The 17650-nt window shown below is 76.3% G+C and carries 16 protein-coding genes; 6 read left to right on the forward strand and 10 right to left on the reverse strand.

Features of this window, described 5'->3' with window-relative positions; translation table 11 throughout:
• Nucleotides 1-305 precede the first annotated feature (305 nt).
• Together IEX99_RS17685 and IEX99_RS17690 are read right to left on the reverse strand one after the other, a co-directional pair.
• Nucleotides 306-2288: an ATP-binding protein gene (locus IEX99_RS17685; protein WP_188902748.1), complete on the reverse strand. Its 1983-nt coding sequence runs from the start codon at nucleotides 2286-2288 to the stop codon at nucleotides 306-308.
• Nucleotides 2289-2499: 211 nt separating this feature from the next.
• Nucleotides 2500-3222 carry a helix-turn-helix domain-containing protein gene (locus tag IEX99_RS17690; protein ID WP_188902750.1) on the reverse strand — a complete coding sequence of 241 codons (723 nt, stop codon included), beginning with the start codon at nucleotides 3220-3222 and terminating at the stop codon, nucleotides 2500-2502.
• Nucleotides 3223-3494: 272 nt separating this feature from the next.
• Between IEX99_RS17690 and fixJ the strand changes: the two genes are divergently transcribed.
• Both fixJ and IEX99_RS17700 read left to right on the forward strand, forming a co-directional pair.
• Complete coding sequence (fixJ, locus tag IEX99_RS17695) at nucleotides 3495-4142, forward strand: response regulator FixJ (protein WP_188902752.1); 648 nt, start codon at nucleotides 3495-3497, stop codon at nucleotides 4140-4142.
• 98 nt (nucleotides 4143-4240) lie between these two features.
• Nucleotides 4241-4609 (forward strand): response regulator transcription factor, encoded by a 369-nt coding sequence (locus IEX99_RS17700; RefSeq protein ID WP_188902754.1) that lies wholly within the window; start codon nucleotides 4241-4243, stop codon nucleotides 4607-4609.
• Nucleotides 4610-4693: 84 nt separating this feature from the next.
• Here the strand turns inward: IEX99_RS17700 and IEX99_RS17705 are convergent, their stop codons facing one another.
• The 5 genes from IEX99_RS17705 to phnC form a co-directional block, all read right to left on the reverse strand.
• Entirely contained in the window at nucleotides 4694-6382 is a 1689-nt protein-coding gene (locus IEX99_RS17705) for a sensor histidine kinase (protein WP_229678111.1), read from the reverse strand.
• Between the two features lie 169 nt (nucleotides 6383-6551).
• A complete protein-coding gene (gene phnE, locus IEX99_RS17710; protein WP_229678112.1) occupies nucleotides 6552-7433 on the reverse strand; it encodes a phosphonate ABC transporter, permease protein PhnE in 882 nt (293 codons plus the stop codon).
• Nucleotides 7430-8320: a phosphonate ABC transporter, permease protein PhnE gene (phnE, locus tag IEX99_RS17715; RefSeq protein ID WP_188902756.1), complete on the reverse strand. Its 891-nt coding sequence runs from the start codon at nucleotides 8318-8320 to the stop codon at nucleotides 7430-7432. The genes phnE (IEX99_RS17710) and phnE (IEX99_RS17715) overlap by 4 nt, the downstream gene beginning before the upstream one ends.
• A gap of 34 nt (nucleotides 8321-8354) precedes the next feature.
• On the reverse strand, nucleotides 8355-9347 hold the full coding sequence (phnD, locus tag IEX99_RS17720; RefSeq protein ID WP_229678113.1) for a phosphate/phosphite/phosphonate ABC transporter substrate-binding protein: 993 nt from the start codon (nucleotides 9345-9347) through the stop codon (nucleotides 8355-8357).
• A gap of 38 nt (nucleotides 9348-9385) precedes the next feature.
• On the reverse strand, nucleotides 9386-10201 hold the full coding sequence (gene phnC, locus IEX99_RS17725; RefSeq protein ID WP_188902760.1) for a phosphonate ABC transporter ATP-binding protein: 816 nt from the start codon (nucleotides 10199-10201) through the stop codon (nucleotides 9386-9388).
• Between the two features lie 269 nt (nucleotides 10202-10470).
• Between phnC and IEX99_RS17730 the strand changes: the two genes are divergently transcribed.
• Nucleotides 10471-11532 carry a hypothetical protein gene (locus tag IEX99_RS17730; protein ID WP_188902762.1) on the forward strand — a complete coding sequence of 354 codons (1062 nt, stop codon included), beginning with the start codon at nucleotides 10471-10473 and terminating at the stop codon, nucleotides 11530-11532.
• On the opposite strand, the gene IEX99_RS17735 is transcribed toward IEX99_RS17730, so the two are convergent.
• Nucleotides 11504-12481 (reverse strand): ribose-phosphate diphosphokinase, encoded by a 978-nt coding sequence (locus IEX99_RS17735; protein ID WP_188902764.1) that lies wholly within the window; start codon nucleotides 12479-12481, stop codon nucleotides 11504-11506. The two genes, IEX99_RS17730 and IEX99_RS17735, sit on opposite strands and share 29 nt — an antisense overlap.
• Nucleotides 12482-12569: 88 nt before the next feature.
• On the opposite strand from IEX99_RS17735, the gene IEX99_RS17740 reads away from it, so the two are divergent.
• Complete coding sequence (locus tag IEX99_RS17740; RefSeq protein ID WP_188902766.1) at nucleotides 12570-13964, forward strand: nicotinate phosphoribosyltransferase; 1395 nt, start codon at nucleotides 12570-12572, stop codon at nucleotides 13962-13964.
• Between the two features lie 23 nt (nucleotides 13965-13987).
• Here IEX99_RS17740 and IEX99_RS17745 read toward each other — a convergent pair whose 3' ends face one another.
• On the reverse strand, nucleotides 13988-14662 hold the full coding sequence (locus IEX99_RS17745) for a phosphoribosyltransferase (protein ID WP_188902768.1): 675 nt from the start codon (nucleotides 14660-14662) through the stop codon (nucleotides 13988-13990).
• Nucleotides 14649-15332 carry a dienelactone hydrolase family protein gene (locus IEX99_RS17750; protein ID WP_229678114.1) on the reverse strand — a complete coding sequence of 228 codons (684 nt, stop codon included), beginning with the start codon at nucleotides 15330-15332 and terminating at the stop codon, nucleotides 14649-14651. Before IEX99_RS17750 ends, IEX99_RS17745 begins: the two co-directional genes overlap by 14 nt.
• A gap of 193 nt (nucleotides 15333-15525) precedes the next feature.
• Between IEX99_RS17750 and IEX99_RS17755 the strand changes: the two genes are divergently transcribed.
• Nucleotides 15526-16005, forward strand: a complete 480-nt coding sequence (locus IEX99_RS17755; protein WP_188902770.1) for an archease — start codon at nucleotides 15526-15528, stop codon at nucleotides 16003-16005.
• A 32-nt stretch (nucleotides 16006-16037) separates the two neighbouring features.
• Nucleotides 16038-17468: an RtcB family protein gene (locus IEX99_RS17760; RefSeq protein WP_188902772.1), complete on the forward strand. Its 1431-nt coding sequence runs from the start codon at nucleotides 16038-16040 to the stop codon at nucleotides 17466-17468.
• Nucleotides 17469-17650 lie beyond the last annotated feature (182 nt).

Here is a 17650-nt window from a genome sequence, read left to right on the forward strand (position 1 = left end):
CTCAACGCCTTCCCTCATGCGCCCAGACTCGCAGGGCCAGGCCAGCATGGGAATCACCAACGGCGATCAGACCACTAGAGCCGATTCCGCTCGGCTGTGCTCGCTGCAACGGCTCCCGCTCGTTGTCTGCCGAGCCGATTCACGCTCCCGGCCGTTTCCGGCCGTCCGCAATCCGCTCTAGCCACCCGTTGGCGTCGCGCCGCCGTGGCGGTTGCCGGGCGAGGGCGACGACCCGCTCGGCGGCGGCCCCGACGGGGCTGCGGCGCCGCGCCCCTCGTCGCGGGGAGGGGCGAGCGGCCCGCCCTTCATGCGTTCGGGCCGCGAGGCCCGTCTTCCGGCGCCGCCCGGATGCCGCTCTCCGCGGCCCCGCCGCCGGACTCGGCGTCGTCGCCCCCGGCGGCGCCGGAGGCGGGAAGGGTGAAGCGGAAGACCGTGCCGCCGCCGGGATTGGGCTCGGCCCAGATGCGGCCGCCATGCGCCTCGACGATGGTGCGGCAGACCGACAGGCCGACGCCCACCCCGCCCGGCTTGGTGGTGACGAAGGGGGCGAAGAGCTCCGCCTGGACCTCCTCGGGGAGCCCGGGCCCGGTGTCGGCCACGCTGATCTCCACCTGCTCGGCGCCCGCCGCCGCGGCGCGTCGCGTCGAGACCGTCAGCCTGCGCTCCGCCTCCTGTCCCTCCATCGCCTCGATGGCGTTGTGCATGAGGTTGAGCAGCACCTGCTGGATCTGGATCCGGTCCGCGAGCACGGTCGGCGCCAGGCGGTCGAGCGCGAGGCGCACCTCGACCTGCGCGTGCTTGGCCAGGATCCACGCGAGCTCGTTCGCCTCCTCGACTAGGCTCGCCGGATCCTCGATCCGCTTCTCGGCCTCGCCGCGGAGGGCGAGGCCGCGCATCCGCCGGATGATCTGCCCGGCGCGCACCGCCTCGCCCGCCGCGCGGCCGAGCGCCTCGAGCGCCGCGTCGCGCTGCGGATCCCCCTCGGCGGCGGCGCGCTCGACCAGCCGCCGCGCGCCGTTGATGTAGTTCACCGAGGCGGCCAGGGGCTGGCTCAGCTCGTGCGCCAGGGTGACCGCCATCTGCCCCATCTCGCTCAGCCGCGCGACGCGCAGGAACTCGGAGCGCAGCTCCTGCATGCGGCGGTCGCTCTCGCGCAGCGCCGCCGCCGCGCGGCGTTCCGCTTCCGCGCGCCGGCGCAGCGCCGCCTCCGCGTCGGCGATGCCGAGGCGGAGCGCCTCGAATTCGGCCACCGTCGAGCGCGGTGCGGCGATCGCGAGATCCGGCCCGGTCCCGTCGGCCATCGCCACCGCCCGCGCGCCGAGCGCCAGCGCCTCCACCGGGCGGAGCAGGCGCCGCGCGAGCCATGTCGCGAGCGCTGCGGCCAGCGCCAGCGCCGCCGCGCCGCCGACGGCGAGACCGCGCAGCGGCGCCCGCCAGCTCGCCGCATGCGCGGCGTAGGGTGCCGCGACGATCACGGCCCAGCCCGGGGCCGCCCACAGCCGGTGGGTTGCCATCAGCACCTCCTCGTGCTCGAGCGAGCGCCCGCGCGTGACGTGGCCCGCCCCTCCGCCATCGGCCATCGCCGCGGCGTACCAGGTTTCCGCCGAGCGGCCGATGAACCGCTCCGCATCCCGGCTGCGCGCGACCACGATGCCGCGAGCGTCCGCCACCGCGGCGAAGGCCCCGTCGGTCAGGCCCTGCGCCGCGAGCAGGGCCGAGAGGCGGGCCGGGGCCAGCGTCACGCCGACCGCCCAGACCGTTCCTGCCCCGTCGCGCGTCGCGGGGACGACCACGCTCGCCCGCATCGCGCCGCCCGCGGGACCGGCGGCGAGGTCGCCCACGACGGTGCGGCCGGTGGCGAAGACGCGCGCCACCGCAGCCGCTGCGGCGCCGGCGTCGGGTGGATCGGGCATGGGGGCCGCGCCTGCCGGCAGGCGGGTATCCACGACCCGGGGATGGTCGGGACCGGGCCCGGCGACGAACACCGCCGCGCCGATCGATTCGGCGACCAGCCGCGCCCGCTCGTCGAACCGCCGCAGGTCGCCGCCCGGGTCCAGGTCCGGCGAGGCGGCGAGGGCGATCGCGGCGGCCTCGGCGCGCGCGATCTCCTCGTCCACCGCGAGGGCGAGCGCCCGCGCCGTGTCCCGCAGCCGCGCCTCGCTCGCCGCCCGGTAGCCGGCGGCCGCGTACCAGGCCGCGGCGGCGCCGACGACGAGGGCGGGCGCCAGGGCGACGAGCACCAGCACGAGAAGATGCGTGCGCAGCCCGTGCCCACGCCGCGCCGGCATGTCGTGACCCGCTGCCCGGCGTGCCGGCTCCTCGCCGGCCGGCACGTCCGGTGCCCGGTTCATCGGCGCGGCCCGGCGCGCGGCGCCGGCAGCAGGCGCGGACGCGCACCGAAGGCTTGATGCGGGGCGACGCGGGGTCGCCGGCCCGCGCCGGACCGGGCATGCAACGCGACCGCGCGTCTCCCGCGAGGGGCGGCCACGATGCCCGCCGTCAGTGCCGGGTACCGCCGGCGCAGAAGTTCGCGAGCGCCTCGCGGTCGCGGATCTCGATCCCGGATTTGCAGGAGGCGATCGCACCCTCGCGGCAGAGCTGCGCCATGGTGCGCGAGACTGTCTCGATGGTCAGGCCGAGGTGATCGGCCATGTCGGCGCGGGTCATCGGCAGCGCGATGTGCGTCCCCTCGGCGCCGGGTGCGGTGCGCTCGGCCATCTCGAGGAGGAAGGCGGCGACGCGCTCGCCGGCCGACTTGCGGCCGAGGAGGAACATCTTCTCGTGCGCCCGCCGCAGGTTCCGCAGGGTGAGGTCGCGCAGCCGACGCGCCAGCCCGGGGTGCTGCTCCGCCAGCGCGTCCACCGCGCGGCGCGGGTAGCAGACGACGACCGTGTCGGTCAGCGCCTCGGCCGAGAGGTGGTGCGTGTCGAGCGAGTCGAAGCCGAACAGGTCGCCCGGCAGCAGGAACTCGGCCACCTGGCGTCGCCCGTCCTCGTCGAGGCCGACGGTCCGCACGCAGCCGCTGACGATCCGGTAGCAGAACTGTGCGGGGTCGCCGGCGGCGTAGAACTCCTGGCCGCGGCGCGCGAGCCGGCGGGTGCCGAACTGCTCGATCAGGTCGAGGCCGCCCTGCGGCGGCGGCGCCGCATCCCTTGGCGCGGCCCAGCGCGTCGCGCCGCCGCTGCGAGGCCGGTCCGCGGTCGAAGCCTGCTGGAGCTGCATCGTTCTCTCCCCTCGGTCGGGCACCTCTTGCCTGCGTCCCTCCTACCGGCGCGGAGGGGGCGTCGAAATTGGGAGTTGCCCGTAAGGGAATCCCCGTATGCGGAGGCCGGCGGGCGCTGTGGCCGGGGCGTGCCCGCGCGCGCTGGACCTGCGCCGGGGCGACGGTTATCCCGAGCGGAGCGGTCGGATGCCCGGCCCGCGGCTCCCGGTGCGGGCCGGGCGGGCGGACAGGAGCGGCATCGCGCCGGGAAAGGATGCACGGGGGACCTCCGATGCCTGAGAACGCCGCCGTCCATGTGATCGACGACGACGAAGCCGTCCGCCATTCGCTGAGCTTCCTGTTCGAGTCCGCGGGGCTCGCGGTGCGCACCTACGACTCGGCGGAGGCCTTCCTCGGCGTCGCGGCGCAGCTGAGGGCCGGCTGCGTGCTGACCGACGTGCGGATGCCCGGCATGGACGGGCTCGCGCTCCAGCGCCGGCTGCGGGACATCGGCCTCCGGCTTCCGGTGATCGTGATGACCGGCCACGGCGACGTGCCGATCGCGGTCCAGGCGCTCAAGGCCGGCGCGGCGGACTTCATCGAGAAGCCGTTCGACGACGAGGTGCTGCTCGCCGCGGTGCGCGCCGCGCTCGATGCCGACCGGCGGATCCGCGAGCGCGAGGCCGAGGCCGAGGAACTCGCCGCGCGCCTCGCCAGCCTCACCCCCCGCGAGCGGCAGGTGCTCGAGCGGCTGGTGGCGGGCCAGCCGAACAAGGCGATCGCCTACGATCTCGGTGCCAGCCCGCGGACGATCGAGGTGCACCGCGCGCGGGTGATGGAGAAGATGGGCGCGCGCAGCCTGTCGGAGCTGGTGCGGATGGCGCTGCGCGCCGGCGTCGCGGCCGAGGCGGACCCGCCGCGCGATACGCCCCGGGACTGATCCAGATCAACGCGGCGTGAGCCGGCGCTCGCTAGATGGGCCATTTCGAGCCGCCCCGGGCCGTTCCCGGGCGCCAACAGTCCGGTCGGAGCGCCGCCATGTCCAGTCCCCCCCGCGTCGTCGCCATCGTGGATGACGATCCCGGCGTATGCGCCTCGCTCCGCTTCCTGCTCGAGACCGCCGGCCACGCGGTCGAGACGTACGAGTCCGGCGCGCGGTTCCTGGCCGAGGCCGATCGCGGCCGCATCGGCTGCCTCGTGCTCGACCAGCAGATGCCGCAGCTCACGGGGCTCGACCTGCTCGCCCGGCTGCGCGCCGACGGGATGGAGACGCCGACCCTGCTCATCGTCAGCACGCCGAGCCCCGCGGTCTCCCGGCGCGCGGTCGAGCTCGGCGCGCTGGGGGTGCTGGAGAAGCCGCTGGCCCAGGACGACCTGCTCGCCCAGATCGAGTCGGCGATCGCCTGATATTGGCCGAACCGGCCGCGGCCCGGTGCCGAGGCCGCGAGTGCGCCCCGTCGCTCGCGCGGCGAAGCCGGGCGGACGACGCGGTCAGCCGGCCTCGAGGTCCGCCTCGGCCGGGGCGGAGGGGAGGGTGAAGCGGAAGATCGTGCCGCCGCCCGGATTGGGCTCGGCCCAGATCCGGCCGCCATGGGCCTCGACGATGGTGCGGCAGATCGAGAGGCCCATGCCGAGGCCGTGCGACTTGGTCGAGACGAAGGGCTGGAAGAGCTGGGCCGCGATCTGCGGCGCCAGGCCCGTGCCGGTGTCGGCGACGCTGAACAGCGCCGCCGCGCCCCCTTCCGCCGGCGTCGGGGCGACGGCGATGACGAGCTCGCGCCGCGGGCCGTCGCGCATCGCCTCGAGGGCGTTGCGGATCAGGTTGAGCAGCACCTGCTGGATCTGCACGCGATCGGCGAGGACCCAGGGCGCCTCCGGATCGAGGCGCATCTGCACGTGGACCCCCCGCTCCTTGACCCCGACCAGGGCCAGCGCGCTTGCCTCCTCCGCCAGCTTGACGGCGCTCTCCGGCCGCCGCTCGGTCTCGCCGCGGGCGACGAAGTCGCGCAGGCGGCGGATGATCTGGCCGCTGCGCAGGGTCTGCTCGGCGGCCAGCGCCACTGCCTGCCGCACCCGGTCGAGGTCCGGTCCGCCGGGAGTGTCGAGCAGACGCTGGCAGGCGCGCAGGTAGTTGATCGTCGCGGTCAGCGGCTGGTTCAGCTCGTGCGCGAGCGTCGCCGCCATCTGGCCCATCGTGCTCAGCCGCGAGACGTGCACCAGCTCGGACTGCAGCTCCTGCAGGCGCGCCTTGGTCTCCTGCCGCTCCGTCACGTCGCGGACGAAGCCGGTGAACAGCCGCCGCGGGCCCGCCGCGCCGGCGGCCGAGCCGCCGCCGTTGCCGATCACCACCTCGCCGACCGCAAGCTCCATCGGGAAGGTCGAACCGTCGCGCCGCTGGCCGACGACCAGCCGACCGATCCCGATGATCCGCCGCTCGCCGGTGCGGAGGTACCGTTCCATGTAGGCGTCGTGCGCCTCGCGGTAGGGGGAGGGCATCAGCAGGCTGACGTTGCGGCCGCGGACCTCCGCCTCCGCGTAGCCGAACAGCCGCTCGGCGGCGGAACTGAAGGACTGGATGAGGCCGCGCTCGTCGATCACCACCATCGCGTCGGGCACGGTCTCCAGGATCGAGCGGAGCTGCGCCTCGCGCTGCGCGAAGGCGGCGCGGGCGCGCCGCGCCTCGGTCACGTCCTCGTGCATCACCAGGGCCGCGACGCCGGCCAGGCCCGGCGCGCCGGGGCCGCCATGCCGGCGGGCGCGCAGGCGGAACCAGCGCGTCTCCCCGCCGGGGGTGGCATCGGCGGAGGGATACTCGTACTCGAAGGCGGCATCGGCGGCGTCCTCGCCGCCCGTCCCGCCGGCGCCGCAGCCGGTCCGCAGCACCCGGCGCAGCCCCGCCGTCACCGCCTGCGCCGCGGCCTCTGCGGCATCCGCCGCGGCGCCCGCGCCCGCCGCCGCGCCGGCGGCGATCGCCTGGGCGCAGGCGGCGACGTAGTCGGCCCCCGCCCCGGCCGCGGCGCCGGCGAAGCCGAGGCCGGCCACGGCGAGGCGCCGCCACGCCGCGTTCACCTCCAGCACCGCGCCCCCGCCGTCCAGCAGCGCCGCCGGCATCGGCAGCGCATCGAGCACCGACGCCGCGGCGGCGAGGGGCGTGACGGAGGTCGGGCGGTGCTCGGTCATGTCGGCCGCGCGGCGGGCTCGTGGCGGGGGAGGACGGGAATCGCGGGCGCGGGCCGCCGCCGCGCCGCACCACTCTCCCCCGCCGCGCTGGCGCCCTCAAGGGCGGGCGCGCGGCGCCTGTGCCGCGCCGCCGGCCGGGAGGAACCGCGCCCGGGCATGTCCGGACCGGTCAGGCGCGCGCCGCGCCGGGCCCGCCGATGAGCCGGCGGCGCAGGCGGGCGGAGAGCGCGTCGATGGCGGCGACCGTCAGGATCAGGAGCAGGATGATGAAGGCCACCTCGTCCCAATAGCGCACGCGGATGCGCTCGGCGATCTGCAGGCCGATGCCGCCCGCGCCGACGACGCCGAGGATGGCCGCGGAGCGGACGTTGCTCTCGAAGAAGTAGAGCGCCTGGGCGAGGATGACCGGCGCCACCTGCGGCAGCAGGCCGAAGCGGAGCTGCGCGAGCCGCCCGCCGCCCACGGCGGCGATCCCCTCGACCTGGCGGCGGTCGGCGTTCTCGATCGCCTCGGCATAGATCTTCGCGAGCACCGCGACGTCGGCGCTGGCGATGGCGAGCACGCCGGCGAGCGGCCCGAGCCCCACCGCGCGGACATAGGCGAGGGCCCAGACGAGCTGGTCAATGCCGCGCATCCCGTCGAAGACCCGGCGCAGCGAGAAGCGCAGCAGCCCCACGGTCAGCACGTTGCGGGCGCCGAGCGCGCCGAGCGGCAGCGCGATCACCGCCGCGAGCAGCGTGCCGAGGAAGGCCATGGCGAGGCTCTCGCCGAGGCCGCGCAGGATCTCCGCCCACTGCTCGCCGGGCGAGGGCGGGACCATCAGGCGCAGGATGGTCGTCAGCCCCGACAGCCCGTTCCACAGGCGCTGCGGCGTGAAGCCGAACTGCCAGAGCGCCCAGGCGAGCCAGGCGAGGAAGGCGCCGCCGAGCGCCCAGCGCAGCGCCCGCCGCGCGGGCGCCGGGGCGAAGGCGCGCGGCATCCGGGCGCGCCAGGCCGCGACCTCCGACGGCGACGGGCGCGGGACGGCGCCGCCGCGCCGCGCGCCGCTCACCGCGCCCCCTCCATCGCGCCGATGACGCGGTGGCGGACGCGCTCGGAGAGCAGGTCCACGCAGGCGACGGCGAGGATGATGAGCAGCACGATGGCGCTGACCTCCTCGTAGTAGTTCGAGGCGATCGCGGTGTAGAGCTCCTCGCCGATGCCGCCGGCGCCGACGAAGCCGATCACGCTCGCCGAGCGCAGGTTGATCTCGAAGCGCAGCAGCCCGTAGCTGAGCAGGTTCGGCAGCACCTGCGGCAGCACGGCGAAGCGGCAGGCCTGCGCCCAGCTCCCGCCGGCGGCGCGCACCCCCTCCCAGGGGCCGAGGTCGGCGTTCTCGATCGCCTCGGCGAAGAGCTTGCCGAGCGCGCCGGTGCTGTGCAGCGCGATCGCCAGGATCCCGGCGAGCGGGCCGACGCCGAAGGCCCAGACCAGGATCAGCGCGATCACCAGATCGGGCACCGTGCGCAGCCCCTCGAGCGAGCGCCGCGCGAGATGGTAGGCGAGCGGCCCGGGCGCGAGGTTGCGCGCCGCCGGGAAGGCGAGCAGCGCCGCCGCGGCGAAGCCCGTCAGCGTCGCCAGCGCCGCCATCTGCGCCGTCTCCCACAGCAGCAGCGCCCAGGAGTCGAGGCGGTAGAACCAGAAGGCGAGGCTGCCCTCGGTCCCGGTCCCGGCGAACAGCACCTCCCATCGCAGCGTCGGCAGGATGCGCCGGAAGTACTCGCCGATGCGCGGCAGCCCGGCGCGCAGCGTGGCGGGGTCGGCCTCCGCGATCCAGGCGGAGAGGAGGAAGCAGCCGAGGAGGATCGCCGCGCCGAGCAGCGCGGCGCTGCGCTTGCGGCGCCGCGCCGCCCGGAAGGCGGCCTCGCCGCGCGCGACGGCGGAGGCGGCGGCCGTCACGGGCCGGGCCGCGAGGGGCGGAAGGGGGCGAGCGTCAATTCCGCCGCCGCCGCTCCTGCGCCTCCTCGCGGCGCAGGTCCACCATGAACTGGTACTGCGCGTGGGTCACCTCGCGGTAGCCGGCGCCGCCGCCGCGCTCGATCTGGCGGTAGATCTCCGGATGGGCGCGCGGCAGCGCCAGATGGAAGAGCTTCATGTCCTCCTTGAACGACGCCGGCAGGTCGGCGCGCACCGTCGTCGGTCCGTTGATGATCGGCTCGCTGCGCCAGATCACCCGCAGGTCGCGCATGTTGATCATCCCCTTCTCCACCATCGAGCGCAGCGCGCCGCGGGTGAAGCCCTCCGCCTCCTCGCCGATGCCGGAGGCCCAGGTGACGGCGGCGTCGTATTGGCGCTGCAGCACCGCGACGATCGCCTGCTCGTGCCCGCCGCCGAAGCCGGTGCGGGAGAAGTAGCGGTCCGGGTTGATGCCCTGCCGGCGCAGGGCGAAGCGCGGGATCAGGTAGCCCGAGGCGGAATTGGGGTCGGACCAGACGATGCTGCGCCCGCGCATCTGCTCGAGGCTGGCGATGCCGGAATCCGCGCGCACCACCATCACCGCGACGTAGGAGATGGAGCCGTCCGCCTCCTCGGTGCAGAGGATCGGCTCGACGCCGCCGTTGGTGTCGAGCCAGGCGGCGGCGTAGGCCGCGGGACTCATGGTCGAGATCTCGAGCTGGCCCGCACCGAAGGCCTGGATCACGCCGGCGTAGTCGCTGGCCATGAACAGCCGCACGGGGATCTGGAAGGTCCGCTCGAGCAGCTCGCGGTAGGGGCCGAAGCGGCCGAGCCGGTCTGCCTCGTTCTCGCCGCCGAGCACGCCGACGCGGAGCTGCGGCACCTGCGCCGCCCACTCGCGCCGCCCGGGGGCGGGGAAGGCGATGTCGGGATCGGTGCTGCGCCGCTGCGCCCGCGCGCCGGCGGGCAGGAGCGCGGCGGCGCAGGCGGCGGTCAGGGCGCGGAACAGGCGGCGGCGAGGCAGGGACACGCGATGTCCTCCCGGTGCTCGGGACCGGATCGGGCGGCTCATCGGACCAGGGCGGCGCCGGGCGGGGCCGGCGCCCTCGCCGGCCCGGACGGCCCCGGCGCCGCCGGGGCCGTGTCGCCGAAGATCGCCTCCTCCCGCTCGGCGTCAAGCGCGGCGGGCGGGCCGTCGAACACCACCCGGCCCTGGCGCAGGCCGAGGATGCGGTCGCAATGCGCGCGCGCCACCTCGATCTGGTGCAGGTTGCACAGCACCGTCAGGCCCTGCTCGCGGTTCGCCTGCCGCAGCGCCTGCATCACCGCCTCGGCGTTGGCGGGGTCGAGGCTCGCGATCGGCTCGTCGGCGAGGATCACCTTCGGCTCCTGCATCAGGGCGCGGCAGATGGCGACCCGCTGCTGCTGGCCGCCGGAGAGGGTCTCCGCCCGCTGCAATGCCGCCTCCGCGAGGCCGAAGCGGTCGAGCAGGCCGAGCGCGCGGGCGCGCTCCTCGGCGGTGAACAGGCCGAGCAGGCCGGTCAGCCCGGCGAGGGGCCCGCGCCGGCGGTTCAGGCGCCCGATCAGCACGTTGGTCAGCACGTCGAGCCGCTGCACCAGGTTGAACTGCTGGAAGATCATGGCGCAGTCGGCGCGCCAGTCGCGCAGCGCGCGGCCGCGCAGCGCGGTGATGTCGCGGCCGTCCCACAGCACCCGCCCGGCGCTGGGCTCGGTCAGCCGGTTGACCATCCGCAGCAGCGTGGACTTGCCGGCCCCGGAGCGGCCGACGATGCCGACCATCTGGCCGTCGGGCACGGCGAGGCTCACCGCGTCCACCGCCGTCACCGTCCCGAAGCGGCGGGTGAGTCCCTGCAGTTCGAGCATCACCCCTCGTTCGGGCGGCGGCAGCGTTCGGCCCCGGATGCCGCCGGTGCGGGGGAGGCGCTGCCGTCCGCCCCCCGCGGCGGGCACGACGCTATAGCGCGGCGGGTCGGGCGGCGCAGCCCGGCGCCGCGCGGCGGGGCGCGAACGCGGGTCGCCCCCGCCGCGTTGGCCGGGGCGCGGGCTACCGCGCGCCCGGAGCGGTCGGCTGCGCTTGGCGGTCCGGCGACGGGGCGCGAAGACTCGGTCCCGTGACAGGGCAGGGGCGGCGGATGGAACCGGGCTCAGCTGACGACGCCGCGCTCGCGGAGAAGGTCGCCTTCCTCCGCCGGCCGGAGTCCTACCCGGAGGGCACGCGCGCCGTGGAGGCGCGCGAGACCCGCATGTCGTGGGTCTTCCTCACCGATCGTCTCGTCTACAAGCTGAAGAAGCCGGTGGCGACGCGCCACCTCGACTTCCGCAGCCTGGCGCTGCGCCGCGCCTATTGCGAGGAGGAGGTGCGGCTCAACGCCCGGCTCGCGCCCGGCGTCTATCTCGGCACCGCGGTCCTCCGGCGCGGTCCGGACGGCCGGCTCCGCCTCGGCGACGCCGACGCCGCGGCGGGCGAGGTCGTGGACTGGCTCGTGCTGATGCGCCGGCTGCCGGCCGAGCGGATGCTCGACGCGGCGATCCGCCGCGGCACGGTCACGCCCGACCGGATCGAGGCGGTCGCCGACCTGCTCGCGGCCTTCTACGCCGCGGCGGCCCCGGAGAGCCTCGCCCAGGCCGAGTATCTCGGCCGCTTCCTCGAGGACCAGGCGACCAACCGCGAGCTGCTCTGCGCGCCGGGCTTCGGGCTCGCGCGCGAGGAGGTCGAGCCGGTGCTCGCCCCGGTCGAGGCGCTGCTGCGCGACGAGCCGGGGCTGCTCCTCGCCCGGCTCGCGGAGCGGCGCATCGTCGAGGGGCACGGCGACCTCCGCCCGGAGCACGTCTTCCTCGGCGAGCCGGCGGCGGTGATAGACTGCCTGGAGTTCAGCCGCCGCCTCAGGCTGCTCGATCCCTACGAGGAGCTCTGCTTCCTCGGCATGGAGTGCGCCGCGGCCGGCGCCGCCTGGATCGGGCCGGCGCTGATCGCGCGCTGCGCCGCCCGCATGGGCGAGCCCGTGCCGGACCGGCGCCTGCTCGCCTTCTACACCGCCTTCCGCGCGGCGCTGCGCGCCCGGCAGGCGGTGGCGCACCTGCTCGATCCCAGGCCGCGCGAGCCGGCGAAGTGGCTGCCGCAGGCGCGGCGCTACCTCGCCATCGGCGCGGAGGCGGCGGCCACCCTCAGCCTCCGTGCTCCAGCAGGTCGTTGATCGAGCCGCCCGCGTGCAGGCGCCGGATCGCCTCGGCGAAGAGCGGCGCGGCGCCGACCACCTCCACCCGCGCGCCGAGCAGCGCCGGCGGCAGGCGGAAGGGCGGCACCGTGTCGGTGACGAAGGTCCGCGCGAGGGCGGGCGCGGCGATCGCCTCCGCGGCCGGGCCGGTGAACAGCCCGTGGGCGGCGACCGCGAACACGCGCGCCGCCCCCTGCTCGAGGCAGGCCTCGGCGGCGCGCCGCATCGTCCCGCCGGTGCTGATCAGGTCGTCCACCACGACCACGGTGGCGCCGGCGACCTCGCCCACCAGCAGGTGGCCGCTCACCACCCCGGCGCTGCGCCGCTTCTCCATGAAGGCGGCGCCGACCTCGCGGCCGAGCATCGCCTCGAAGCTCTCGCGGAAGAGCTGCGCCCGCTTGACGCCGCCCGGATCGGGCGAGGCCACCACCACCGGCCCCTCGCCCACCATCCCGCGCAGGCGGCGGGCGAAGAGGAGGCGGCTGTCGAGGTGCTCGGCGCGGCAGCGGAAGGCGTTCTGGAACGCCACCACGTTGTGCACGTCGAGGGTGACGACCGCATCCACCCCCATCGCCTCGAGGAGCTGCGCGAGGTAGCGGGTGGTCAGCGGGTCGCGCGGCTTGGTGCGGCGGTCCTTGCGCGCGTAGGCGAGGTAGGGGATCATCGCCGTCACCCGCGCCGCCCCGGCATCGCGCACCGCGCCGAGGAAGAACAGCAGCCGGCAGAGCTTGTCGTTCGGGCTCTGGTCGGGGCCGCCGTGCAGGCCCTGCACGACGTAGACGTCGCGGCCGCGCACGCCCTCGAGCGGCCGCGCCTTGTGCTCGCCGTCCTCGAACTCGCGCTCCTCGTGCGCGGCGAGCGGCACGCCGAGCGCGGCGGCGACCGCCTCCCCGAAGGCGCGGCTGGCGTCGAGCGCGAAGAGCTGCATGGCCTGGTCCTCGCCCGGCTTCCCGCTATCCCATATCGTCGGTCCGGCCCCGCTGCGACGCGGCCGCGCGCGAAAGGAGGCGACCCCGATGCCGCTGCCCCTCCCCGCCCCCTTGCCGCCCGGGCTCGCGCTGTTCACCGACCTCTACGAGCTGCGCATGGCGCGCGCCTATCTCGCGCTCGGCATGGAACGGGAGACGGCGGTGTTCAGCCTCTTCGCCCGCCGCCTGCCGCGCGGGCGCAACTTCCTGCTCGCCTGCGGCATCGAGGACCTGCTGGACACGCTCGCGGCGCTGCGCTTCGCGCCGGAGGACCTCGACCACCTCCGCGCGCTCGGCGAGTTCCCGGAGGAGTTCCTGCGCTGGCTCGCGGGCTTCCGCTTCTCGGGCGCCATCCACGCCGTGCCGGAGGGGACGCCGGTCTTCGCCGAGGAGCCGATCCTCGAGGTCGTCGCGCCGATGGCCGAGGCGCAGCTCGTCGAGACCCTGGCGATGAACCAGGTCGGGCTGCAGACGCTGCTCGCCTCCAAGGCCGCGCGCGTCGTGGCGGCGGCGGCGGGGCGGCCGGTGGTGGACTTCGGCAGCCGCCGCGCGCAGGGACTCGACGCCGCCGTGGCCGGGGCGCGCGCCTTCCACCTCGCCGGCGTCGCCGCCACCTCGAACGTTCTCGCCGGCGCGCGCCACGGCATCCCGGTCGCCGGCACCATGGCGCACAGCTTCGTGCAGGCCTTCGACAGCGAGGCCGAGGCCTTCCGCGCCTACGCCCGCCTCTATCCGGAGACGATCCTGCTGGTGGACACCTACGACACGGCGGAGGGCGTGCGCCGCGTCGTCGCGCTGGCCCGCGAGCTGGGGGACGCCTTCCGCGTGCGCGGCGTGCGGCTCGATTCCGGCGACCTGCTCGCCCTGTCGCGCGAGGCGCGGGCGATCCTCGACGCGGCCGGGCTGCGCCAGGTGCAGGTCTTCGCCAGCGGCGGGCTGGACGAGGAGCGGATCGCCGCGCTGCTGGCCGCCGGGGCGCCGATCGACGCCTTCGGCGTCGGCACCGACATGAGCGTCTCGGCCGACGCGCCGGCGCTCGACCTCGCCTACAAGCTCACCGCCTACGCCGGGGTCGGGCGCACCAAGCTCTCGGCGGGCAAGCGCATCCTGCCCGGGCGCAAGCAGGTGTTCCGCCGGTTCCGCGACGGCGAGGCGGAGGAGGACGTGATCGCGCGGGCCGAGGAGGCGCTGCCCGGAGAGCCGCTGCTGCGCCCCCTCATGCGCGACGGCCGCCGCCTGCATCCGCGCCCCGCCCTCGCCCAGGCCCGCGCCGAGACGGCGGCGCGCGTCGCCGCCCTTCCGGCGCGGCTGCGCGCGCTCGGGCCGGCCGATCCGCCCTACCGCGTGACGATCAGCACCGCCCTCGCCGCGCATGAGCGGGAGGTGCGCGCCCGCGTCGCCGCCGGCGCCCGGGGCCAGGGCGGCGGGGCGCCGGCGCGCTGACGCGGACGAGGGCGGGGCGCCGGTCACGGCGGCGCCCGCCCCGCCGCGGCGTCGAGCAGGCGCACCACCTCGGCGTCGTCGAGCTGGTGGAAGTCGTCGTAGCAGCCGCCGATGCCGAAGGGGATCGCGTTCTCCTCCAGGCAGACGATCTCGTCCGCCTCGCCGCGCAGCGCGGCGACGGTCTCGGGCGGCGCGACCGGGACCGCGAGCACCAGGCGCGAGGGGCCGCGCCGGCGCAGCGCGTGCAGCGCGGCGCGCGCGGTGGCGCCGGTCGCCAGCCCGTCGTCCACCACCACGGCGGCGCGCCCGCGCGGATCGGGGCGCGAACGGCCGGCGAGGTAAGCCCGGCGGCGGCGCTCGATCTCGGCCAGGGCCTGCGCCCGCGCCCGCGCGATGTAGGCCTCGTCGGCGCCGGTGAGCGCGACGACGTCGGCGTTCAGCACCGTCTCGGCCTCGGCGCCGTTCACCACGGCGCCGAGCGCGAGCTCGGGCTGTCCGGGCGCGCCGAGCTTGCGCACCAGCACGAGGTCGAGCGGCGCGTGGCCGAGCGCCGCCGCGACCTCCGCCGCGACCGCCACACCGCCGCGCGGCAGGGCGTAGACGACCGGACGGTCGAGGTTGAGTCCCCTGAGGCGCTCGCCCAGCCGTCGCCCCGCATCGGCGCGGTCGGCGAACAGCGCCGGCTCAGGCCGCCACATGGCTCGGCTCCGGCGCGAGCCAGCGGAGGAACCAGCCGGCGGCGAGGCGGGCCACCTGCTCCAGCGCGCCCGGCTCCTCGAACAGGTGCGTCGCGCCCGGCACGATGGCGAGTTCGGTCGGGCAGCTCATCCAGGACCGCGCCCATTCGTTCAGCCGCAGCACCTCGCGGTCCTCGCCGCCGACGATGAGCAGGGTCGGCGCCGCCACGCGCGCGAGGTGCCCCTCGCCCGCGAGGTCCGGTCGCCCGCCGCGCGAGACGACGGCGCCGACCGAGGCGGGCCGCCCGGCGGCGGCGACCAGCGCGGCCGCGGCGCCGGTGCTGGCGCCGAACAGCCCGACCGGCAGGCCCGCCGTCGCCTCATGCGCGGCGACGCACTCGACGGCGGCCTCCAGCCGGCGCGCGAGCAGGCCGATGTCGAACACGTTGCGCCGGTCGGCGGCCTCCTCCTCGGTCAGCAGGTCGAACAGCAGGGTGGCGAGGCCGGCATGGTGCAGCGCCGCGGCGACCTGGCGGTTGCGCGGGCTCAGCCGGCTCGAGCCGCTGCCATGGGCGAAGACGACCACCGCTTCGGGCCGCGCCGGCAGTTGCAGCGTGCCCGGCAGGCCGACGGGCGGAACCAGGAGCGGCTCCGTCCTCGCGACGGCGGGAGAGGAGGCGGGAGGATGCATGCCGCGGGCTCCCTGTTGCGGTTCCCCGGGCGCGGGCCCAGGTGCCGCCGACCGGCGGAAGGACCAACGCCGCGCGCCGGCCGCGTTTCCTAGGCGCGGCGCCGGCCGGGCGCCTTGACGCGGGTCAATGCGTGGCGGCCGCGCCCGCCGCAGCCTGCGCGGCGGGCGCCACGACGCGCGAGGGAGCCGAAGGATGCCGACGGGACGCATCGAGGCGACGCAGCCGGCGGACGCGTCGGGCGAGTCCGGCTGGGAGCACTTCCCGCATGGCGCCGATATCGGCGTGCGCGGCTGGGGACCGAGCCCCGCGCGCGCCTTCGAGCAGGCGGCGCTCGCCCTGACGCGGATCGTCACCGCGGCCGAGGTCCGTCCCGAGGCCGAGGTCGCCGTCGCCTGCGAGGCGCCCGACCTCGACCTGCTGCTGGTGGAGTGGCTCAACGCGGTGGTGTTCGAGATGGCGGTGCGGCGGATGCTGTTCGGCCGCTTCGCGGTCACCGTCGAGGGCGAGGGCGGGTCGGGAGGGGTCCGCCTGAGCGGCCGGCTCTGGGGCGAGCCGGTGGACATCGCCCGCCACGCTCCGGCGGTCGAGCCGAAGGGCGCGACCTGCACCGCGCTGCGCGTGGCGCGCGAGCCCGGCGGCCGCTGGACCGCGGCCTGCGTCGTGGACGTCTGAACACGATCGCGCGAGCGAGGAGAGGCACGGCCATGGACCCCGCACGCCTGACGAAGCTGGACGAGGTGACCTGGCGGATCGAGCCGACCGGCGCGATGCGCGTCCCCGCCATCCTCTACGCCGACGAGGCGCTGATCCGCGACATGGACGACAAGGTCGCCGAGCAGGCGAGCAACGTCGCCACCCTGCCCGGCATCGTCGGCGCGAGCTACGTCATGCCGGACGCGCACTGGGGCTACGGCTTCCCGATCGGCGGCGTCGCCGCCTTCGATCCGGAGCAGGGCGGCGTGGTCTCCGCCGGCGGCGTCGGCTTCGACATCTCCTGCGGCGTGCGCACCATGACCACGGGCCTCGCGCGCGCCGAGGTGGAGCGGGTGAAGGACGCGCTCGCCGATTCGCTCGCCCGCGCGATCCCGGCCGGCGTCGGCAGCGAGGGCGCGATCACCCTCGACGCGGCGGCGATGGACGCGATGCTGGCGGGCGGCGCGCGCTGGGCCGTCGAGCAGGGCTGGGGCGAGGCTGCGGACCTCGAGCGCATCGAGGAGGGCGGCTGCGCCGCGGAGGCGCGGCCCGACTTCGTCTCCGCCCGCGCCAAGGAGCGCCAGCGGCGCGAGATGGGCACGCTCGGCTCCGGCAACCACTACCTCGAGATCCAGGCGGTGGAGGAGGTCTTCGATCCGGCGGCGGCGCGCGCCTTCGGCCTCGCCCCCGGCGAGGTGGTGGTGACGATCCACTGCGGCTCGCGCGGGCTCGGCCACCAGATCGGCACGGAGTTCCTCAAGGAGATGGTCGTCGCCGCCGAGGCGGCGGGGCTGGTCCTGCCCGACCGCGAGCTCGCCTGCGCCCCGATCGCCTCCGAGGTCGGCCGGCGCTACCTCGGCGCCATGCGGGCGGCGACCAATTGCGCGCTCGCCAACCGCGAGATCCTCGGCCATTTCGCGCGGCGCGTGCTGCGGCACTTCTTCCCGCAGGTCGAGGTCCGCCTGCTGTTCGACGTCTCGCACAACACCTGCAAGGTCGAGACGCACCAGGTGGAGGGAAGGCCGCGCACGCTGTTCGTGCACCGCAAGGGCGCGACCCGCGCCTTCGGCCCCGGCCACCCCTCGCTGCCCGCGGCGCTGCGCGCGGTCGGCCAGCCGGTGCTGATCGGCGGCAGCATGGGGACCGGCTCCTACGTCCTCGTCGGCGCGCCGGAGAGCGAGGCGCGGTCCTTCGCCTCCGCCTGCCACGGCGCCGGGCGCGCGATGTCGCGCCACGCCGCGACGCGGCAGTGGAGCGGGCGGCAGATCGTGGACGAGCTGGCGGCGCGCGGCGTCCTCGTGCGCAGTCCCTCGATGCGCGGCGTCGCCGAGGAGGCGCCGGGCGCCTACAAGGACGTCGGCGCGGTGGTGCTCGCCGCCGAGCGCGCCGGCCTCGCCCGCCGGGTCGCGCGGCTCGGCCCCGTCATCTGCATCAAGGGGTGAGGGCCGGCGGGGGACGCGCCGGTTCGCGCCATCGTGACCGCGGGCGGCATCCGCGGCTCGTTGCACGGCCGCGGCACGGCGCGCGCGGATTGACGCCGATCAAGGCGCCGCCGCGCCGGGCGTCTAGGAGTTCCGGTGCCCGCCCGCCGCGGCGCGCGTCGAACTCCGGGCGCTCCGCCGCG

This window comes from Caldovatus sediminis (assembly GCF_014644455.1).
In the GTDB taxonomy this organism is placed as follows: Bacteria; Pseudomonadota; Alphaproteobacteria; order Acetobacterales; family Acetobacteraceae; genus Caldovatus; species Caldovatus sediminis.

Excerpts from the sequence above, each read along its gene's own strand:
- IEX99_RS17685 (WP_188902748.1), bottom strand. The coding sequence starts at position 2,288 with ATGCCGGCGCGGCGTGGGCACGGGCTGCGCACGCATCTTCTCGTGCTG.
- IEX99_RS17690 (WP_188902750.1), bottom strand. The coding sequence starts at position 3,222 with ATGCAGCTCCAGCAGGCTTCGACCGCGGACCGGCCTCGCAGCGGCGGC.
- fixJ (WP_188902752.1), top strand. The coding sequence starts at position 3,495 with ATGCCTGAGAACGCCGCCGTCCATGTGATCGACGACGACGAAGCCGTC.
- IEX99_RS17700 (WP_188902754.1), top strand. The coding sequence starts at position 4,241 with ATGTCCAGTCCCCCCCGCGTCGTCGCCATCGTGGATGACGATCCCGGC.
- IEX99_RS17705 (WP_229678111.1), bottom strand. The coding sequence starts at position 6,382 with ATGACCGAGCACCGCCCGACCTCCGTCACGCCCCTCGCCGCCGCGGCG.
- phnC (WP_188902760.1), bottom strand. The coding sequence starts at position 10,201 with ATGCTCGAACTGCAGGGACTCACCCGCCGCTTCGGGACGGTGACGGCG.
- IEX99_RS17730 (WP_188902762.1), top strand. The coding sequence starts at position 10,471 with ATGGAACCGGGCTCAGCTGACGACGCCGCGCTCGCGGAGAAGGTCGCC.
- IEX99_RS17735 (WP_188902764.1), bottom strand. The coding sequence starts at position 12,481 with ATGCAGCTCTTCGCGCTCGACGCCAGCCGCGCCTTCGGGGAGGCGGTC.
- IEX99_RS17740 (WP_188902766.1), top strand. The coding sequence starts at position 12,570 with ATGCCGCTGCCCCTCCCCGCCCCCTTGCCGCCCGGGCTCGCGCTGTTC.
- IEX99_RS17745 (WP_188902768.1), bottom strand. The coding sequence starts at position 14,662 with ATGTGGCGGCCTGAGCCGGCGCTGTTCGCCGACCGCGCCGATGCGGGG.
- IEX99_RS17750 (WP_229678114.1), bottom strand. The coding sequence starts at position 15,332 with ATGCATCCTCCCGCCTCCTCTCCCGCCGTCGCGAGGACGGAGCCGCTC.
- IEX99_RS17755 (WP_188902770.1), top strand. The coding sequence starts at position 15,526 with ATGCCGACGGGACGCATCGAGGCGACGCAGCCGGCGGACGCGTCGGGC.
- IEX99_RS17760 (WP_188902772.1), top strand. The coding sequence starts at position 16,038 with ATGGACCCCGCACGCCTGACGAAGCTGGACGAGGTGACCTGGCGGATC.